The 18,504-nt window shown below is 30.4% G+C and carries 17 protein-coding genes; 4 read left to right on the top strand and 13 right to left on the bottom strand.

The features are described 5' to 3' along the window. Entirely contained in the window at positions 1 to 1,254 is a 1,254-nt protein-coding gene (fabF, locus tag BLT70_RS16560; RefSeq protein WP_091896997.1) for a beta-ketoacyl-ACP synthase II, read from the bottom strand. Positions 1,255 to 1,261: 7 nt separating this feature from the next. Then, positions 1,262 to 1,498, bottom strand: coding sequence for an acyl carrier protein (locus tag BLT70_RS16555; protein WP_091896995.1), 237 nt, complete (start codon positions 1,496 to 1,498; stop codon positions 1,262 to 1,264). Between the two features lie 170 nt (positions 1,499 to 1,668). On the opposite strand from BLT70_RS16555, the gene BLT70_RS16550 reads away from it, so the two are divergent. Together BLT70_RS16550 and BLT70_RS16545 are read left to right on the top strand one after the other, a co-directional pair. Beyond that, entirely contained in the window at positions 1,669 to 2,241 is a 573-nt protein-coding gene (locus BLT70_RS16550; protein ID WP_091896992.1) for a phosphoribosylglycinamide formyltransferase, read from the top strand. Next, a complete protein-coding gene (locus BLT70_RS16545) occupies positions 2,234 to 2,872 on the top strand; it encodes a viroplasmin family protein (RefSeq protein ID WP_091896989.1) in 639 nt (212 codons plus the stop codon). The genes BLT70_RS16550 and BLT70_RS16545 overlap by 8 nt, the downstream gene beginning before the upstream one ends. A gap of 66 nt (positions 2,873 to 2,938) precedes the next feature. Here the strand turns inward: BLT70_RS16545 and BLT70_RS16540 are convergent, their stop codons facing one another. The 5 genes from BLT70_RS16540 to BLT70_RS16520 form a co-directional block, all read right to left on the bottom strand. Next, positions 2,939 to 5,593, bottom strand: a complete 2,655-nt coding sequence (locus BLT70_RS16540) for a carboxypeptidase-like regulatory domain-containing protein (RefSeq protein WP_091896986.1) — start codon at positions 5,591 to 5,593, stop codon at positions 2,939 to 2,941. Between the two features lie 5 nt (positions 5,594 to 5,598). Further along, entirely contained in the window at positions 5,599 to 6,318 is a 720-nt protein-coding gene (locus tag BLT70_RS16535; RefSeq protein WP_091896983.1) for a GLPGLI family protein, read from the bottom strand. 64 nt (positions 6,319 to 6,382) lie between these two features. Further along, entirely contained in the window at positions 6,383 to 6,616 is a 234-nt protein-coding gene (locus tag BLT70_RS16530) for a hypothetical protein (protein ID WP_157691931.1), read from the bottom strand. A 232-nt stretch (positions 6,617 to 6,848) separates the two neighbouring features. Next, positions 6,849 to 7,598: a GLPGLI family protein gene (locus BLT70_RS16525; protein ID WP_091896977.1), complete on the bottom strand. Its 750-nt coding sequence runs from the start codon at positions 7,596 to 7,598 to the stop codon at positions 6,849 to 6,851. A 63-nt stretch (positions 7,599 to 7,661) separates the two neighbouring features. After that, complete coding sequence (locus BLT70_RS16520; RefSeq protein WP_091896974.1) at positions 7,662 to 7,904, bottom strand: hypothetical protein; 243 nt, start codon at positions 7,902 to 7,904, stop codon at positions 7,662 to 7,664. Between the two features lie 510 nt (positions 7,905 to 8,414). On the opposite strand from BLT70_RS16520, the gene BLT70_RS16515 reads away from it, so the two are divergent. Together BLT70_RS16515 and pth are read left to right on the top strand one after the other, a co-directional pair. Then, entirely contained in the window at positions 8,415 to 8,684 is a 270-nt protein-coding gene (locus BLT70_RS16515) for a helix-turn-helix domain-containing protein (RefSeq protein WP_091896971.1), read from the top strand. Between the two features lie 124 nt (positions 8,685 to 8,808). Further along, positions 8,809 to 9,375 (top strand): aminoacyl-tRNA hydrolase, encoded by a 567-nt coding sequence (gene pth, locus BLT70_RS16510; protein ID WP_091896967.1) that lies wholly within the window; start codon positions 8,809 to 8,811, stop codon positions 9,373 to 9,375. Positions 9,376 to 9,487: 112 nt separating this feature from the next. Here pth and BLT70_RS16505 read toward each other — a convergent pair whose 3' ends face one another. The 6 genes from BLT70_RS16505 to BLT70_RS16480 all read right to left on the bottom strand — a co-directional run bounded on the left by BLT70_RS16505 (position 9,488) and on the right by BLT70_RS16480 (position 18,413). Further along, entirely contained in the window at positions 9,488 to 10,228 is a 741-nt protein-coding gene (locus BLT70_RS16505; RefSeq protein WP_091897805.1) for a succinate dehydrogenase/fumarate reductase iron-sulfur subunit, read from the bottom strand. Between the two features lie 22 nt (positions 10,229 to 10,250). Then, the gene (locus tag BLT70_RS16500; RefSeq protein WP_091896962.1) at positions 10,251 to 12,263 is read right to left on the bottom strand and encodes a fumarate reductase/succinate dehydrogenase flavoprotein subunit; all 2,013 of its coding nucleotides are present in this window, start codon (positions 12,261 to 12,263) and stop codon (positions 10,251 to 10,253) included. 11 nt (positions 12,264 to 12,274) lie between these two features. Then, a complete protein-coding gene (locus BLT70_RS16495) occupies positions 12,275 to 12,940 on the bottom strand; it encodes a succinate dehydrogenase cytochrome b subunit (RefSeq protein WP_091896959.1) in 666 nt (221 codons plus the stop codon). Between the two features lie 145 nt (positions 12,941 to 13,085). Then, positions 13,086 to 14,702 (bottom strand): aspartate:alanine exchanger family transporter, encoded by a 1,617-nt coding sequence (locus tag BLT70_RS16490; protein ID WP_091896956.1) that lies wholly within the window; start codon positions 14,700 to 14,702, stop codon positions 13,086 to 13,088. A 184-nt stretch (positions 14,703 to 14,886) separates the two neighbouring features. Next, positions 14,887 to 15,525 (bottom strand): hypothetical protein, encoded by a 639-nt coding sequence (locus BLT70_RS16485; protein ID WP_091896953.1) that lies wholly within the window; start codon positions 15,523 to 15,525, stop codon positions 14,887 to 14,889. A 56-nt stretch (positions 15,526 to 15,581) separates the two neighbouring features. After that, positions 15,582 to 18,413, bottom strand: coding sequence for a sialidase family protein (locus BLT70_RS16480; RefSeq protein ID WP_172824435.1), 2,832 nt, complete (start codon positions 18,411 to 18,413; stop codon positions 15,582 to 15,584). Between the last annotated feature and the right edge of the window lie 91 nt (positions 18,414 to 18,504).

Here is an 18,504-nt window from a genome sequence, read left to right as displayed (position 1 = left end):
CTACTCGTCTAATTTCTTAAAAGCTACACAAGCATTATGACCACCAAAACCAAATGTATTACTCATTGCTATTTTAATATCTCTTTTTTGAGGTTTATTAAGCGTAAGGTTTAATTCTGGATTAATATTCTCATCTACGTTTGTATGATTTATTGTTGGCGGCACAATACCATTTTCCATTGCCAAAATAACGGCAATAGATTCTATAGCACCTGCAGCACCTAATAAATGCCCAGTCATAGATTTTGTAGAATTTATATTAATATCCTTAGCATGCTCTCCAAAAACTTGAGAAATTGCTTTCAATTCCGCAACATCTCCTAATGGAGTAGAAGTACCATGAGTATTAATATGATCTACATCTTCTGCTTTAATTCCTGCATTTTCTAAACAGTTTTGCATAACAGCTATAACACCAACTCCATCTGGATGAGGAGCCGTCATATGATACGCATCAGAAGACATACCGCCACCTATAATTTCTGCATAGATTTTAGCGCCTCTTGCTTTTGCATGTTCATATTCTTCTATAACAATTGCACCTGCTCCTTCTCCTAAAACAAAACCATCTCGTTCTGCATCAAAAGGTCTAGAAGCCGTTTCTGCACTTTCATTTCTTGTAGATAAGGCATGCATAGCATTAAAGCCACCCATTCCTGCAATTGTAATAGCAGCTTCAGAGCCACCAGTAACAATTACATCACAATATCCTAATCTTATGTAATTAAGTGCGTCAATCATTGCATTTGCAGATGATGCACAAGCAGAAACTGTAGTATAATTTGGCCCCATAAATCCGTTTTTTATGGAAATATGTCCTGGAGCAATATCTGCTATCATTTTTGGAATAAAGAAAGGGTTGAATCTTGGAGTTCCATCTCCAGAAGCAAAGTTTAAAACTTCGTTCTGAAAAGTTTCTAAACCACCAATTCCTGCTCCCCAAATTACACCAACGCGTAATTTGTTAATTTTGTCTAGATCTAATTTAGAGTCTGCAATCGCTTCATCGGAAGCGACCATTGCATACTGCGTAAATCGATCCATTCTACGAGCTTCTTTTCTGTCTATAAAATCTGTGACATTAAAGTTTTTCAGCTCGCATGCAAAACGAGTTTTGAACTTGGCAGCATCATAATACGTTACAGGTGCTGCTCCACTAACTCCGTTAATTAAGCCTTTCCAATACTCTTCAATATTATTTCCTATTGGCGTTAATGCGCCAAGTCCAGTAATTACTGCTCGTTTTAATTGCATATTAAATTTACTTTTTTGCTGCTTCTATATAGCTAACTGCTTGACCTACAGTTCCAATATTTTCTGCTTGATCGTCTGGAATTTGAATATCGAATTCTTTTTCGAATTCCATAATCAACTCAACAGTATCTAAAGAATCTGCTCCTAAATCGTTTGTGAAGCTAGCTTCTGTTGTTACTTCATTATCGTCTACTCCTAATTTATCTACGATAATAGCTTTTACTCTTGATGCAATGTCTGACATAATTCTGTTTTTTTAAAATTTAAATCGACGCAAAAATACGAATCTTATTAATTCTAACTAACTTTTGCGTGAAAAATGATTAATAAAGGTAAATAAAAAAGTTTAAACTACTCTTAAAATAACCATTTTGTTAATAATTATTCTTTTTTTTGTACTCTAGATATATAGTTATGAAGCGTATTGTTGTTTTTGCTTCTGGTTCTGGTACGAACGCAGAAAATATTATAAAGTTTTTTAATCACACTAAAATTGCTAAAGTTACTCAAGTGCTGTGTAACAATGAGCATGCCAAAGTTTTTGAAAGATGTAAAAAATTAAATGTTAACTGTTTACATTTTAGAAGAGATCAATTTTTAAAAGAAGACACTATCTTAAATCTTTTAAAAGAGAACGCAGATTATATTATTTTGGCCGGTTTTTTATGGAAAATTCCTGCTAAAATAATTGAAGCTTTCCCTAAAAAAATCATTAATATTCATCCTGCTTTGTTGCCTAAATATGGAGGAAAAGGCATGTATGGAATGAACGTTCATAAAGCTGTAAAAGAAAATAAAGAATCAGAAACTGGCATCACAATTCATTATGTAAATGAAAATTATGATGAAGGAGCGATCATTTATCAGGCAAAAACAGCTTTAAGCGATGATGATTCACCAGAAACTATTGCAGAAAAGATCCATATTTTAGAGCAGAGATATTTTCCTAGAATTATTGAAAGTGTAATTTTAGACATTAATGAGTAAAAAAAAGTTTTATGTAGTTTGGAAAGGAAGAAAAACAGGCGTTTTTACTTCTTGGAATGTGTGTAAAAGACAAATTGATGGCTTTGAAGGCGCACAATACAAATCTTTTGCCAATTTAGATGAAGCTGAAATTGCATCCAAAAAAACCTACGATGATTATAAAGGGAAAAACACAAAAACAGCTACTTTATCATCCGTAGAAAAAGAAAAATTTGGAAAACCTATTCTAGAAAGTATTTCTGTGGATGCTGCTTGTGCTGGAAATCCGGGAAAAATGGAATATCGAGGTGTTTTTACACATAACAAAAAGCAAATTTTTATAAAAGGTCCTTTTGCTAAAGGGACGAATAATATTGGTGAGTTTTTAGCTTTAGTGCACGGCATTGCCCTTTTAAAAAGCAAAAACAAAGAAGATGTTCCTATTTATTCTGATTCTAAAATTGCTATGAGTTGGATTCGTCAAAAAAAATGTAAAACCAATCTTCATTTTGATGCTTCTAATAAAGATCTTTTAGAACTGATTAAAAGAGCTGAAAAATGGCTAAAAGAAAACACGTTTAAAAACCCAATTTTAAAATGGGAAACAAAAGCTTGGGGAGAAATTCCTGCAGATTTTGGACGTAAAAAATGAGTTGACAGTATTCAATATTCAGTCTCAGTTCGTAGTTGCAGTTATCAGTTATCAAAATTTAAAAAACTACAAATTATAGCCAATACTAAACATAATAACTCTTGGTAAAATAAAAGTTTTAGAGTCTGAAATTAAATAATCAGAAAAAGTGTTGCTTTGTTTAAATTGTGCATTAAACATATTTTGAGCCGTAATTTTGTACGTCCAACCTGAGTTTTCTTTTTTGTATGACAACGTTGCATTTGCAATTTCATACACGTTTTTTTGACCTAATGTTTTATTCTGATAATTGCTTTTTCTGTAATCGAAATTAAAAATAAATCCTTTTAAAAAATCGTAATCTATATTTAGATATGGTTCTGTAGTTACAAATTTTGAGGTATTTGAACTTGCTATAAATTTGCCAATATCTGTATTAAAACCAACTTCTATTGTTGGAAAATTATCAAACAACGTTTCTATTGCAAACTCATAATTATAGCCATTATTTTTATTGGTTTGGTTTGCATTGTTTACTTCTTGTATGTAAGTTGAGTTGTTAAAACCAACATCAAACTTATATTTTAAATCTTTAATAGTTTTTTCTAAATGGATATCTCCTCTCCAATCTTCAGAAGGATTATCAAACATTTTTACGGTTAAAAACTGATTTACATCATTAAAATCTACTGTACTTCTACCCCCTTTTATTTGTTTATTGTAATTTAAATTTACATGCAACATAACACCTCTATACAAACTAAACCTACTAAAATAGGCTCTTGCAGCGTGATATAAATTGTTTTCTAAAATTTCATTTCCTTTAAAAATGGAATTGTATGATTGTAAATAAAAACGATTTGCAAATTTACTGGCATCAGAAAAAGTGGTTTTTAAATTGTAATTTAATTTTAATTTTTTTGATTTATTAAACTCAATTTCTGCTAAAAAATCTGGTAAAACCACCCATTTATTATTTTCTATATTGGTTTGGTTTGCCAAATTCCAATTATAATTATGTACCTCTACACCTTGTTTTACAGTAAAAATACCGGTTCTAAATTTGTAATGCATTCCTAAAAACAAATCGTTTAATTCAAAATTTAGGTCATTTCCAAATCCGCCATTGGCGAAATTATTTAGAGAACCATCATCTAAAGTTTGGCTATCATCAGTTAAAAAATCTTGATTTAAAAATTTATTTCCAACGGTTGTATAAATATGATTACTGTTGTTAATTTCCCAAAAATGTTTAAAAACGGCATCAATATTTATTTCTTTTGTGTTTTTTAATTGATTAATTCTTAAAAAATCTTGCGTTTCATCAACCGGAATTAAACCTTGTAAAATAGCATCTTGTGTTTGCCAATAATTTGTTTTATCACTTTTATCAAACACATAGTTAAACACAGAAGAAAACGTGTGTTTATCATTTTGCCTTTTATGCCATTCTATATTTTGATTGATGTAGGTTGCTGTTAAATCTCTATCTGTAGCAATGGTATTTGTCTTTGCATTTATCAACGAAACCACTGTGTTATCGTTAGTATTATTGGTTCTTTTTACTTGTGTTCTTGCCACCCATCTTTCTAATGAGTTTGGTTTGTATTCTAAATTTAAATTACCAATACCTAATAAATTATCTGTTGCTGTTTTGCTGGTTCTTTGCTCTGTAAACGATATATACTCATTTAAGTTTTCTACAAAACTACTGGTATTTGTATCAGAAAAAATAGCATAGCCAGAAACATCTAATTTTTGAGTAGCAACTTTGGTAATATTTAAGGCACCAAATTTTTGTTTGCTAGTTACCACATCATTGCTTTCCATAAACTGAGAAAAATCGCCAACTTTAAAACTAAAATTACCGTTAAAAACTGCGTTTATTCCGCCAGAAAAACTCATATAATCACTAAACGTAAACGTTTTTTCGCCAATATTATTTATGTTTCCTATAAAATTGACATTAGTTTTTGGCGAATAATAAAACAAATTGGCACTGGTTTTATAAAACTCTTTGTTGCCTTTACCAGCTTCTATATCACCAAAAACAAAGCGTTTTTTATCTTCTTTTAGTTTGATGTTCATTGCCATTTCATCAGAATCTGTTAACCCTTTTAAAAATGCAACTTCGTTATAATTGTCTATTACTTCTACATTACCAACTGCATCTGCAGGAATATTTTCTACCGCCAATTTAGAATTTCCTCCAAAAAACTTTTTACCATCTACTAACATGGTTGTAACTTTTTTGCCTTGTACTGTTACGCCTCCGTTTTTATCTACTTCTACTCCTGGTAGTTTCTTTAAAACGTTTTTAAGTTTGCGTTCTGAACCGTTTATAAATTTACTGGTTTTATAAGTTGTGGTATCTCCACGAACAGTTACAGGCATTTCTATAATAACTTCATCTAATTGCTCTGAAGATTGTTGTAAAACAAAATCTTTTCTAACTGATTTTAGTGCGATAAATTGAGATTCTATAGGTTTATAGCCTAAATAAGAAATACTAATAGTTATAGTATCTCCTTGGGCTAGCAACAACTTATAATAGCCTTCGTTATCTGTAATGGCAAACTGTAAATTTTTAGAAACATCTTTGGGTTTTGCAATTACATTGGCATAAGACATTGGGTTTTGTAAGCTGTCTTTTACTGTACCAAAAAGTGTTATTCTTTGAGAAAAAGTTGCTGTTGAAATAACAAGTATTAGAACAAATAGGAGGTTTTTAAGTAGATTCATTAATATTACTTCTGTTTATATCTTTTATTTTGTAATATTATATTCTTCACAATTGAATCATATTCTTTTTGTGTAACTTTTTTACCTTTTACAGGTTTCTCTATCTCTATTACCTTATCAGTAAGTAATGAAATTTTCGTAGCCTTAAAAAGTAATGAATCTTCTTGTAGTTCTAAAATTAAACCTGGTAATCCATTATATTCTTTAGGACCAAAATTATAAGGTATTTGTGGAGTGTACCAAGCTGTTATATTTCTTATAGACTTACCTCTTCTTGTATCAATTTCTCTACTTGTTGTTGCTTTATAACATATATAATTTCCTATTTTTTTTCTTTCTTGTGTTAATTTCCAATTAAATTGTGGAACCTCAATCAAAAATTCTTTTCCTGAAAATTCTGTTTTGTTTAGTGTTTTTTTTAAAAATGTATTAGTATAAAAAAGTCCATTTCCTACTAATATTTTTACTAAATTTAGTTTAGGTTCATCGATAATAAGTTTTTCTTCTTTTTTAAAAATTGATTCATTTTTGTTAAAAATCAGTTTATAGGTTACCTTTTTTTGATTTTTCATTATTACCTCAAAATCAGCATTTTGTTTAGCTTTTTTTGAGTCATTACTAGAGTCTTCTTTCATTAGTAACTCTGCTTCATAAATAATTTCTCCACTTTGTGAAAATTGATTAGCACTAAATAAAATAAAGAAATAAACTATTACTATTTTCATGTTTTTAAGTTTAAATGATTAAAATGGGGAAATCATTAATTTCCCCAATAAACTAGAGATTTCTTTATTCAGGAAAAACAAATTCACCATTACTACCTCCCATACATTCATCATATAGAATTGAAAACACAACATAATCATATCCCAAATCCATATTTGTATTAATAGCAATTACATTTGTCAATCTATTTGCTTTTTCAAAACAAGATTCTTGATAGCTAATTTCTTTCGAAGATGTTGCATTCATCATACTTCCAGTTGCTAGAACAAAAACTAGGCTTAATATTATTTTTTTCATAATTTAAAATTTGTAACCCTTTTTAGGGTTTATTTATTACTCTTCTTTTGAGTTTTTAGTTGATTGCACCAATTTAAAATTCTCTAAAAAATTGGTAGAAAAAAGCTTACTTTTGCAGCCTTCCTCTGTTTGTTGTTGTTTATTTACATAAGCAGCCTTTTAAGTTATACATTTATTTGCAAGATTTTTATATTTCTTAATTCCGCAAGCGGAGGTTTTTTATATAAAGCTATTAGTTTCTATTTTTCTCCTTTTTTTCATCAAATTTTCTAAATAAATTAGAAAACGCTTCTTCCGAAATTGTTTTACCTTTTGATGGTGGATTAATAATAATTGTCTTATTTTTTTTAATTTCTATTTTATGAGCGTAGAAAACAAAACTTCCTTGATTTAATTCTAAAATTAAACCTGGTAAACCTCCAAATCCTTTGGGTCCAAAATTTACAGGTATTTCTGGCGTATACCAAGCTTCAATTTCTAAATTCTTTTTCTTATTATTAACATCAATAAATTCTTTTTCTAAAATTGCTTTATAGCAAGTATAATGGTTGATTTTTTTTGATTCTTGAGTCAACTTCCAAGCTTCTTTAAATTTACTTTTTACAAGAAAAAAATCTCCAAACACATCAATCTTCTTTATTTTAAGGTCGCTTTTTTTGTTTGTAAAAACTTCTTCATTTCCTCCTGTAATAAGAATTGTAAAACTTAAATCTTTATTGTAATCTGATTCAAGGTTTTTTACTAATTTATAGTATGAAGCATCATTATTAAATACTAATTCAAACGATATTTTATCTTTGTTATCTTCAAGATTATCGTTAAAATTATTAAAAACGGACTTTATGTTTTCACTCTTTCCTTCACTATCAAAACCTTTTTCTTTAATTTGATACTTGTATATAATTTTTCCGGAAATAATTTCTTGAGAAAAAGTTATAAAAGGAATTATTAAAAAAAAGAATCTTACTATTTGTTTTTTCATATTACTTTTATTTATAAAACTAACACCAAACCCAACCTTTGTCAAGTTTGGTGTTTTTCTTAATTAATATTCAATGATATCTATTTCCTCATCTAAACACGCACTTTCTGCAGCAATAGCTGCAGAAATACCAACATATTCACTGCCAGTCATTGATGTAACAGCATCTGTGACTTCAAAATATACCTCATCACAATGACTCATTTTAAAATAATCATTAAGAGTAACTTCTTCATTTGAAGAATTTGCATTCATCATAGCTCCCGTTGCAAAAACAAAAACCATTGCTAAAATTATTTTTTTCATTTTATAAAATTTTGTAATCCCAAATTTTGTCTGGGCATTTTTAATACTAAAGTTTAGAGTTTTTATATGAGTAAACCAATTTAAAATTCTCTAAAAAATTGGTAGAAAAAGGTTTACTTTTGCAACACTTCCTCTGTTTGTTGTTGTTTATTTACATAAGCACCTGTTTTAAGTTATACATTTATTTGCAAGATTTTTATATTCCTTAATTCCGCAAGCGGAGGTTTTCTTTTTTAAGATATTTTTATTCATAAACAAATGCTGTTTCCATAAAAATACAAGTCGTTAAACTTTTTGAGAATTTTCTTATTTTAGGACCCTAAAAACAAGAATTTTAGCAATTTTCTCCTTTCAAATTTCAGAAAGATTATTGGTTAAAAAAAATAAATCGCTTTCCATTTTGGACTAGTTAGAAATGGGGTATAAATTTTACCCCCAAAAACCATTAGTCTAAAATGGAAAGTAAAAAAGTGATTTTTTTGTATTACTTTTACTACATTTAGAAATAAAATGAAAGAAAAAGAAAAAGAAAAAGAAAAAGAAAAAGAAAAAGAAAAAGAAAAAGTTGAAAGTTACTATACTGCAGTTTTAAAGAAATTAGCTAAAAACAGAGCAGAAGCCGGTTTATCTCAAATAGATTTAGCTTTACAATTAGGCATATCAGAAAGTGGTTATTTTAAGATAGAAAAAGGTAAAACTAGACTAGACATACAAAGATTACTTACTATTTTATATAAATTAGATATTTCACCAAAAGATTTTTTTAAAGATTTTAAATAATTACTTGCAACTAACATATTAGTTATAGACCTACAAACTATATTTTCTTAGTATTTTTGCCAAATAAATTAATTGGCAACTTTTATAAAATACACATATAAAAGTTGAAACTAGAAAAACGTTGATGAAAAAATTTTTAATTGTTGGTTTAGGAAATATTGGTGAAAAATATGCAAATACGCGTCATAATATCGGTTTTAAAATTGTTGATGAAGTTGCAGAAGAACATAACGTAGTTTTTGAAACTAATACATTAGGAGATGTAGCTACTTTTCGTTTTAAAGGACGAACTTTTATTTTATTAAAGCCTAGTACTTTTATGAACTTAAGTGGAAAAGCGGTGAAATTTTGGATGCAAAAAGAAAAAATTTCTGTAGAAAATTTATTAATTGTAACAGATGATTTAAATATCGATTTTGGAACTTTAAGAGTTAAAGCCAAAGGAAGCGATGGTGGCCATAATGGATTAAAAGATATTCAAGAAAAATTAGGTACAAATGTATATCCAAGATTTAGATTTGGAATTAGCGGTAACTTCTCTAAAGGTCGCCAAGTAGATTATGTTTTAGGCGAATGGAATAAAGAAGAAACTAGCCAACTAATAGAACGCTTGCCAACATCAGCAAAAATAATTACCTCTTTTGGTACTGCTGGCTTAGCAAATACCATGAATACTTTTAACGGAAAATAAGGTATAAAAAAACTCTTTAGCTTTCACTAAAGAGTTTTTTACATAAAATTCTCGGTATAATTTCGTTAAAAGAATCGAAATCTACCTAAATAAAAGCATTTTATAAACTTTATTAAAGATTAGCTTTCATTAATTCTCTATTCATTCTTGCAATGTTTTCTAAAGTAATTCCTTTAGGGCATTCTACTTCACAAGCTCCTGTATTTGTACAGTTTCCAAAACCTTCTAAATCCATTTGTGCAACCATGTTTTGTACACGATCTGCTGCCTCCACTTGTCCTTGTGGTAATAAAGCATACTGAGATACTTTTGCACCAACAAATAACATTGCAGAAGAGTTTTTACAAGTAGCTACACAAGCACCACAACCAATACATGCTGCTGCATCCATTGCCTCGTCTGCTGCATGTTTAGAAATAGGAAGTGAGTTTGCATCTTGTGTATTACCAGAAGTGTTTACAGATATGTAACCACCTGCTTGCTGAATACGCTCAAAAGCCATTCTATCTACAATTAAATCTTTTATTACAGGAAATGCTGCTGCTCTAAATGGCTCTATGGTAATAGTATCTCCATCGTTAAACATACGCATATGTAACTGACAAGTAGTAATACCTCTATCTGGTCCATGAGCTTCACCATTGATGTACATAGAACACATACCACAAATACCTTCTCTACAATCATGATCAAAAGCAACTGGCTCTTCACCAGAATTTACTAACTGTTCATTTAAAACATCCATCATTTCTAAGAAAGACATATGTTCTGAAATATCAGTTACTTTATAATCGACCATTTGCCCATTTGAACTTGAGTCTTTTTGTCTCCAAATTTTTAACGTTAAATTCATTCCTTTACCTGACATATCTTTCTTATTTATATGAACGTTGTTTCAATTCAATATCGTTAAATTCTAATTCTTCTTTGTGTAAAACCGCATCAGCTGGTTCTCCTTTATATTCCCAAGCAGATACAAATGCAAAATCCTTATCGTTACGTTTTGCTTCTCCTTTTTGAGGTCCATCTAATTCTACAGATTCCTCTCTAAAATGTCCTCCACAAGATTCATTTCTTGTTAAAGCATCTTTAGCAAATAATTCTCCTAACTCTAAAAAGTCTGCTACACGTCCTGCTTTTTCAAGTTCTACATTCATTTCGTTTGCAGTACCAGGCACCATTACATCTTTCCAAAATTCCTCACGAATTGCTTTAATTTCTGCCATGGCAGCTTTTAAATCTTTTTCGTTACGAGACATTCCTACCTTATCCCACATTACTTTACCAAGACGTTTGTGGAAATGATCTACAGATTTTGTTCCTTTATTATTGATAAAGAAATCAATTCTATCTTTAACTTCTTTTTCTACCTCATCGAACTCTTTGGTATCTGTAGGTATTTTCCCTGTTCTGATATCAGCAGATAAATAATCTCCAATAGTGTAAGGTAATACAAAATAACCATCGGCTAAACCTTGCATTAAGGCAGAAGCACCCAATCTATTTGCACCATGATCAGAGAAATTAGCCTCACCAATACAATATAAACCTTCTACAGTAGTCATTAAGTTATAATCTACCCAAACTCCACCCATTGTATAGTGTGTTGCAGGATAAATCATCATTGGAGTTTCGTAAGGATTTTCAGCGATGATTTTTTCATACATCTGAAACAAGTTTCCATATTTTTCTTCAATAATACCTTGACCTAATTCAATTATTTTTTCTTTAGAAGCATTTTTAATTCCATGAATTTTTGCTTGCTCTTTTCCATAACGTTCAAAAGCAGACGCAAAATCTAAATACACAGCTTCACCTGTTGCATTTACACCAAAACCAGCATCACAACGCTCTTTTGCTGCTCTAGAAGCAACATCACGAGGCACTAAGTTACCAAAGGCTGGGTAACGTCTTTCTAAATAATAATCTCTATTTTCTTCTGCAATTTCAGTAGGTTTTAATTTACCCGCTTGTATTGCTTTAGCATCTTCTATTCTTGCAGGAACCCAAATTCTACCATCGTTACGTAAAGACTCAGACATCAAAGTTAATTTAGACTGATAGTCTCCAGAACGAGGAATACATGTTGGGTGAATTTGTGTATAACAAGGATTTGCAAAATATGCTCCTTTTTTATGAATTTTCCAAGCTGCAGTAGCATTAGAACCCATTGCATTTGTAGATAAGAAGTACACGTTACCATAACCACCTGTTGCAATTACAACCGCATGTGCCGAATGACGTTCTATTTCTCCAGTAATTAAATCACGAGCAATAATACCTCTTGCTTTACCGTCAATTTTCACAACATCTAGCATTTCATGACGATTGAACATCTCAATCTTACCACGAGCAATTTGACGGTTCATTGCAGAATAACAACCTAATAATAATTGTTGACCTGTTTGTCCTTTTGCATAAAAAGTTCTAGAAACTAAAACTCCACCAAAAGAACGGTTATCTAACAAACCACCATAATCACGTGCAAAAGGAACTCCTTGTGCCACACATTGATCAATAATATTACCAGATACCTCAGCTAAACGATGTACGTTTGCTTCACGAGAACGGTAATCTCCTCCTTTTACAGTATCGTAAAACAATCTGTAATTAGAATCTCCATCTCCTTGGTAATTTTTTGCGGCGTTAATTCCACCTTGAGCTGCAATAGAATGCGCTCTACGAGGAGAATCTTGGTAAGCGAATGCTTTTACGTTATATCCTAATTCTGCTAACGTTGCCGCTGCAGAACCTCCTGCTAAACCTGTACCCACAACAATAATATCAATATTACGTTTGTTTGCTGGGTTTACAAGATCAATTTTGTCTTTATAAGTTGTCCATTTATCTTTAATTGGACCTTCTGGTATTTTTGAATCTAAAGCCATCGTTATTAAGATTAATGGTTATTATTTAAATGGTGAAATACTGCAACAATAATAAAGCCTAAAGGAATAATTATTGAGTAAATTTTACCAAAAGTTTGTAATGCTTTTTTTCTTCCCGCAGTAACTCCCATAGATTGAAATGCTGATGTAAATCCATGTGCTAAATGCAATCCTAAGAAAACAAAAGCAACTACATAAGCAGCAACTCTCCAAATTGGAACAAATTTTTCTTGCAACTCATGAAAGTATCTTGTAGGATCTTCTGGTAATACAGCAATGTATTTATGGTTCATTTCTGGAATCCAGAAATCTATAAAGTGAAGTATAATGAAAGCTAAAATAGCCAATCCACTATAAATCATGTTTCTACTCATCCAAGTAGAATTAGCTGCGCCATTATCTCTAGCATAGGCAACTCCGTTTGCTTTTTTGTTTTTTAATTCTAAAATAAAGCCTAACACAAAGTGAAAAATAACTCCAAAAACTAATACAGGTTGCATAGCAAATTGTATTAAAGGATTTGTACCCATAAAATGGGATAACTCATTAAAGAGATCTTCACTAAAAAGTGATGTAATATTTACGGCGATATGTATAATTAAGAAAATCATGAGGAAGAATGCCGAAAGCGCCATGGCTACTTTTCTTCCAATTGAAGATTTGAAAAATCCGCTCATTGTATTAATTTAGGTTAAAAATTGTTGTTAACAAATGTACTATTTAGATATTCTATAGTGAAATAAAACACTGCTTTTTTGGGTTATTTAGAATCGTTTTAATAAAGGTTTTAGTGGTTATCATTTTTTATAATTTTTAGGTTATTTATAAGATTGCCATTATTTCTGCAACGGCTATTATGAGTACTAATGAAAAAGGATAAACAGCCGCATAAGCTATTTGAGGTGCGTCTGATTCTGTCATAGAATCTGTAGCACTTAATCCTGGTGTTGATGTCATTCCGCCTGTTAAAGCTCCTAAAATAGACAAAAAGTTAATTTTAAGCAAGAATCGCCCTGTAAAAACGGCTATAATCATGGGGATTAACGTAATAAGGGCTCCATATAAAAACAGAATTGCTCCATGTTCTTGTACTGCAGACACTAAACTTTGACCTGCATTTAATCCAACGGGAGTTAAAAATAATAACAAACCAAGTTGACGTAATATTTGATTTGCTGGTCCAGGTAAATTCCAAATAATTGGTCCTGTTTTTCCTTTCCAACTTAAAAATATAGAAGATAAAAGCACACCTCCTGTTAGCCCTAATTTAAGATGCATTCCTCCAAGTGGAATAGCAATAGAACCAACAAGAATTCCTATAGCGATTCCAAATGCTACTGGTAAAAAACTAGTTTCTCCAATTCTTTTTAAACTGTTTCCAAATAGCTGTGTTACTGCAGAGACATTACCTGTGGAACAAGAAACTAAAATTTTATCTCCATATTTAATTTTTGTTGTAGGATGCGGGGCTAAATCGATACTAGCTCTTCGAATACGCGTAATAGTTGCAGAATAATTTTCAAAAAGATTCAACTCTTGAATCGTTTTATTTACGACATTGTCGTTACTTACAACATACCATTTTACCTCATAAGTTCCGCTTCGAGGAATTTTGATATCGGTAACTTTACCTAATAAAATTTCTATTCTATGCAATGCATTTACAGTTCCTACGGCTTTAATAATATCTCCTATTTCTAAAACTGTATCTTTTGTTGGTGAAATTGGCAATTGATTAGGCTTCATTATTCGAGAAATATTAGCCTTTGTCATAAAACGTATTTTTAATTCATCGATGGTTTTTCCATGTACATTTTGATTAGAAATAATTAAATTTTTATTAATAACCATTGGTGTGTTTGAATTTGATTGCTCTTCAAACTTTTGTTCTTCCTCTTTAATTTTCACTCTAAAAAGTGAAGGTCCTAATTTTACAAATAAGATAACACCCAAAACGCCAAATGGATACGCAATACCATAACCAATTGAAGCCAACGGAGAATGAGAAGACTCTATAGAAGCTGCTAAACCTGGTGTTGATGTTAAAGCGCCTGTTAGCAAACCACTCATCATGTTCATATCTACACCATAAATATATGAAATACTAACAGCCGTTAATCCACCTGTTATTACTGTAATTGCTGCAAGTGCTATTAACTTTGTTCCTTGTTCTTTAAAAGAGCTAAAAAATGAAGGCCCTGCTTGCATTCCAATTGTATAAATAAATAAAACCAACCCTACACTTTGTATAATTGGCGGAATACTAAAAGTAATGCCGTATAAATTATATAAATAACCAAAAAAGATAGCGACAAAAATAACAGCAGATGTGTCAAAATTAATCCCTTTTACACGAACGTTTCCGAGTGCAATTCCAAGACCAATAACCAGAAATAACACAAAGTAATCTTTAGTGAGTAATTCTGAAAAAAATTCCATATTTATAATATTTAGTTAGTTTAGTTTTAAGAAAAACTATTTTTAATTTAAGGACACAAAAGTAGCAAATTACTACATTAATTTTTTATGATAAATATCAATAAACACCTGCTATAATTGACTTTTTTAAAACTCATCCTCTCTATGTACTATGCATATTGAGCGAATACGTTGTAGTAAATTTTTACTTTATTAAAATAGCTTTTTTATTTTTTTCTGATGAAATTAAACATTTATTGTTTTCCCATTTTCCTTTTAAAGATTCTTTTAAAATTAGGTTGCCATCACAAGTTAAAAAATCTCCTTTTTCATCTTTTTTGATGATTTTCATTTCTCCTTCTTTAATTGCATTTAGAACTCTATAAATCAATCCTTTTTTAGAAACTTTACTTTCTCTAGAAATTAATTTTAAGCCTTGTTCATTATTATACAAATCCATTTTTGATGAAATTTCATCTGGCACAACACCTTCTTCTAATTGCCATTTCTTAAAAGTTAAATAATTTTCTTTTTCATGTGCTTTTCCTAAAGAACGGGCTGCAGACTCTCCAATCTCTTGATGTAATCTCGCCATCCAATACGCATGCCTAAAAGCATCTACTTGCCCACCAGAATCATCGCCATCTAATAAATTTGTTTTTTTAATTGAATCTGATACTTTACTAGCTTCTTCAGAAATTTTTAATGCTTTTGTTGCCTTAAAAGGATGAAATAAAACCCATGATTTTATGGGGCCAGAAAGTTTAAAAAACTTTTTAAAATTAGATTGTGAGTTTACAGAGATAGTAAATACTAAAAAAAGAAAAGCAATATATTTTTTCATTTATTTTTAATAACAAACCTCAAAAGTATTTAAAACCTTTGAGGTTTACTCAATAATTATTTTATTTCAAATTCTGATGTTGCATCATCAATTTTAATAGTATATTTTCCTTTTGGCAAATAATAAACATCATTTTTTGCCTTCTTAATAATTATTTCTTTGTTTCCTCTTTTAAATGCTTTTTTTCCTTTATCAGAAAATGAAACATCAAAAATTGCTTCGTTAAAGCCTCTATCTGCATCTATAGAAATTGAGTTTACTTTTATATCATCAGAAAAAACATTAATAGTTACTTTTTTCTTTGTATTTACATAAAAAGGAATATTGATTTCTGGTAAATTTGGCTTAGACCATTTACTCCAAGAACTTCCCCAAGAGCTTCTTTTTCTAATAGAATTAATTGCAAAAATATGAGTAGATTTTGCCATTAATTCATCAGTAAAAAGTTGTAAAGATTCAATATCGGCTTTATACAAACTACGGCCGTGAGTTGCTACAATTAAATGTTTTGCGGTTGGCTGAATTACTAAATCATGAACTGCAACATTTGGTAAATTTTTACTAAACACTTGCCAAGAAGCGCCATAATCAAAAGAAATATACAAACCATTATCTGTACCAACATATACTATATTTTCGCTTGCAGGATCTTCTTTTATTACGTTTACTGCAGATGTTGGAATTGAATTACCAATGTTTTCCCAGGTTTGTCCAAAATCATCAGACATAAAAACATACGGTGTAAAATCGTCAAATCTGTAACCGTTTAAAGTTACATAAACGCGTTCTTTTTTATGTGCAGATGCTACAACTCTTGTAACCCATAAATCTTGCGGAAAAGAATCTGAAATTTTAGTCCAAGAACCGCCACCATTTTTAGAAACATGTACAAATCCATCATCAGAACCGGTGTATAATAATCCAAATTGAAACGGACTTTCTGCAATTGTTGTCAACGTTCCGTAAGCAACATTTCCTTTTTTTCCTCCATTTGTTAAATCTTCAGAAATAGTTGTCCAATCATCACCTTTATTTAAAGATCTATGTAATTTATTACCTCCTAAATATAAAATATCTTGGTTGTGTTTTGATAACAAAATTGGAGTTTGCCAGTTAAATCTATACGGATTTTCGCCTAAAATATGTTTTGGCTGAATATATTTATTATTACCACTTTCTCTATCAATTCTGTAATAATTTCCAAATTGATAACCCGTATACACAATATTCGGGTTTCTATCATCAACTTGTACTTGCATTCCGTCGCCGCCCATAATTGACTCATACGGATTTTGACCAGTTTGTTTCCAGCGTTTATCGATTCTTGCATTATTACTGGCAACCCAAACGCCATTATCTTGCAAACCACCATAAATTTTGTAATTTTTCTGATTATCTGCATATACAGAATAGAATTGCCCAACCGCTGCATTATTTAATTTAATCCAGCTTTCGCCATCGTCATAAGAAAGATTTAAACCACCGTCATTACCGTTTAAAATATGTCCTGCTTTTTTAGGATTTACCCACAAAGCTTGATGATCTGCGTGTACATTTTCTTTACTGATAGATATAAATGTTTTTCCACCATCTTTTGATTTTAAAATCGGTACTCCTAAAATATAAATTCCGTTTTCATCTTGAAGATCTACTCTAATTTCTCCAAAATAATATCCGTAGGAAGAATAAACGCCATCTAAATAATCATTATGTGTTTTTTTCCAAGATTTACCACCATCTGTAGTTTTAAAAACTTCTGCACCAACAACCTCAGTATCAAACAACATAGAGTTTGCGTCTTCTAAATATTTAGCCAAATCAATTGGTTTTACAGAACCAACTCTTACCATTTGTTTTACATTTTCTGCTCTATACTTTTCTTGAAACCCGTTATTTTTTAAATATGTATTTAGTTTTTTATCCGTTAATTTTAAAAAATCATCAGAAGACATTGTTTTAAAATCTTCTTTTGTTAAATCATCAGAACGTTTTTTCTCTTTATTTTTTTCTCTTCTAAACTGACTGTCGTGCAAAGCATACACTGTATTTGCATTAAAAACTGCTAAGCCAATTCTACCAACTCCATCGCCAATTGGAAATCCACTTTTATCAGAAATCTTAGCCCAAGTAGCACCTGCATCTATACTTTTATAAATGGCAGAATGTTTACCATTTCCATCAAAATTCCATGCTTTACGTTCACGTTCCCAAGAAGCAGCATACATAATATTAAAATTTTCTGGCGCAACAGCAACATCTATAATTCCCGTATTTTCGTCAATAAACAAGGTTTTAGACCATGTTTTTCCACCATCAATCGTTTTAAAAACACCTCTTTCTTTATTTGATGAATATAAATGACCAATACTACCAATTACAACTTCGTTTGTATTATTTGGGTTGATAAGAATTCTACTTGTGTGATGAGAATCTAGTAAACCAACATTAGTCCAAGTTTTTCCTTTATCCGTAGATTTTAAAATACCTATTCCCGCATAAGATGAACGCGAAGAATTTTTTTCGCCCGTTCCAACCCAAATAGTTTCTGATTTCCAATCTACAGCAATATCACCAATATTTTGTGTATCTGAATTGTCTAAAACTGGTGTAAAAGTTGTGCCGTTGTTATTTGTGTACCACAATCCGCCAGAAGCATAACCTACATAAAATTCTGTTGTATTGTTAGGATTTACATCAACATCTACAACACGACCACTCATTACAGTTGGCCCAATATTTGTAAAATTAACATTCTTAACTAAAGAAGTACTTTCTAATTGTTTTTTATCTTTTAGAGATTTTACAATTAAGGAAGAATTAGTTGGGTTTTGTTGCGCAATAAAAATACCGCTAAAGAAAAATAGTAAATACTGAATAATTTTTTTCATCTAAATAATGGTTTGATTAAAAATATAAAACACTGAAAATAAATCCTATAAATGTTTTATACAGACTAATAACATTAGTACTTTTAAAAAT

It is taken from the genome of Polaribacter sp. KT25b, assembly GCF_900105145.1.
Lineage (GTDB): Bacteria > Bacteroidota > Bacteroidia > Flavobacteriales > Flavobacteriaceae > Polaribacter.
This window is presented reverse-complemented; position numbering and strand designations above follow the sequence as displayed.